General features: G+C 61.3%; 2 protein-coding genes. One reads left to right on the top strand and one right to left on the bottom strand.

Annotated elements, in window-relative coordinates:
• Positions 1 to 347: 347 nt before the first annotated feature.
• Entirely contained in the window at positions 348 to 1,304 is a 957-nt protein-coding gene (locus PV760_RS21395; RefSeq protein WP_079583008.1) for an RNA polymerase subunit sigma-70, read from the bottom strand.
• Positions 1,305 to 1,396: 92 nt separating this feature from the next.
• Here PV760_RS21395 and PV760_RS21390 point away from each other — a divergent pair, with 92 nt between their 5' ends.
• The gene (locus tag PV760_RS21390; protein ID WP_018780367.1) at positions 1,397 to 1,774 is read left to right on the top strand and encodes a nuclear transport factor 2 family protein; all 378 of its coding nucleotides are present in this window, start codon (positions 1,397 to 1,399) and stop codon (positions 1,772 to 1,774) included.
• The last annotated feature ends 81 nt before the right edge of the window (positions 1,775 to 1,855 follow it).

The raw sequence follows: 1,855 nt of genomic DNA, 5'->3' as shown, positions 1-1,855 counted from the left end.
CTGGCAAAATTCAACCAATCAATAAAACAATCGGTATCAACAAACTTGGCACACTATTGAGTTCTCAAACAACAGACCCCCCAAAACATCACCCCACCGGAACACCACACAAAGCAGCGCACCACAACAGGGCCATTGGAAAAGAAGAGTTATTTTTGGCCGCCTACCGAACCGTACACACCTTCCGGCTTTCCGTTTCGCACCCGGCGACTCAGAAAACAATACACGCCCCACAACCCCAACGCAAATCCACCACCCAACACCCCCACACCAACCCCCAAAACCCCACCAAACCGCCGTCGAACACCACCTACAAGGACTCCGCGTGGAGCGGCTTCAAGGCCGCATCAGGGGAGTGTATCCGGCGTCCCGAAATGACGGTGCAGCCTGTCATCCAGGAAACGCATGATGGACTCGATCCTGTGACCGTCGAGGGATGGCTCGATCACCATCAGCCCCCTGGCCCGCCCCTGCAAATAGCAGACGAAGGCCGGCCGGCCACCTGCTTGCACAGGGAGCAGCGTATAACTGCCACCCGGGCGTCCGGACGCGCTGGCTCGAAGGAAGTCCCCGACCGCATCCCGCCCAACGTAGCTCTCCACAGCGGGAGGCATGGCCAGCCAACATTCGTCGGTCAACAGCGCAAGGACAGCATCCACGTCATCACGTGAAAAGGCATCCGCAAATTGCGTGGCCAGCTCAAGGTAACCGGTGCTGTTCACCCGTGGTGCGGGGGAAGGCTTAGCGGAGCGGGCGCGTTGCAGCAGCCCCTTGACCGCGGTCGAACTGATGGAAAGCATGTCGGCCGCCTCAGCTGCGGTGAAGGCCAGTACGTCGCAGAGAATCAGCACAGCCGTCTGCCGCGGAGGCATCCGTTGCAACGCCACCACGAAAGCGAGCTCTATGGTCTCGCGCGCCACCGCCCGGGCCGCAGGGTCCAGCTCGCTGAGCAGCACCTCGGGGTAGGGCTGCAAATTCCCAAGCTCGAACCGGTCGCCAGGCGCCGGCAGCTCGAAAGGCGGAGGCGGTGCGGGACGCGGTCGGCGGCCCTGCTCCCTTCGCATGTTCAGGGAGCGTGTGGTGGCGATCCGATATAGCCAGGTACGAAGGGATGACCGGCCTTCGAATCCGGGCAGACCCTGCCACGCAGCGAGCAGCACCTCCTGCATGACCTCATCGGCGTCGTCAACCGACCCTACGATCCGGTAGCAGTGCACATGCAACTCCCGGCGAAAAGGTGCAATCAGCGAAGCGAAGGCCGACTCGTCACCGGCCCTGGCCGACTCCAACTCCGCAGACGTCATGGTCCCATCTTGGCACGTGCCCCTGATGCGTTCCGATGAGCCCGGTTCCGGTGTCTTAACTGGTGCAAACGCCCAACGAAAGGAACAAGCCAATGTCCGACAAGCAGGCCCGAGCCGTTGAAATCGCTGTTGCCTACTACCGAGCATGGACAACCAACGACATGGACGAGGCAGCAAAACTCCTGGCCCGGGATGTCGTTTGCCATGCACCCTCGGGGGCCATCAAGGGAATTGATGCCGTGCGATCGTTCATGGAGCCCTACGCTGCTTCGCTGACAGGGACCGCGCTCCTGGCTGCCCACGGCACCGGGAACGAAGCACTTCTCATGTACGAGACAGCCAACCGGGCGGTCCAGCACGCTCCGGCCGCTGAACTGTATCGGATCGAAGACAATCACATCAGCGAGATCCGCATCATCTTCGACCGGCTGCCGTTCGCGCTGGCCCGGGGTCAGGTGGTGGCTGCCTGACTGGCTGGTTTGTTAAATGGAAGAGCCCCAACCGTGGTTGGGGCTCTTCGTTAATGGTTGTCCGGCGGTGTCCTACTCTCC

It is taken from the genome of Paenarthrobacter sp. CC6 (assembly GCF_040560085.1).
In the GTDB taxonomy this organism is placed as follows: Bacteria; Actinomycetota; Actinomycetes; order Actinomycetales; family Micrococcaceae; genus Arthrobacter; species Arthrobacter nicotinovorans.
Note: the sequence above shows the minus strand (reverse complement) of the source record. Positions and strands in the feature narration are given on the sequence as shown.

What these genes read in the sequence shown, in the direction of transcription:
- PV760_RS21395 (WP_079583008.1), bottom strand. Translation starts at nt 1,304, where the DNA reads ATGACGTCTGCGGAGTTGGAGTCGGCCAGGGCCGGTGACGAGTCGGCC.
- PV760_RS21390 (WP_018780367.1), top strand. Translation starts at nt 1,397, where the DNA reads ATGTCCGACAAGCAGGCCCGAGCCGTTGAAATCGCTGTTGCCTACTAC.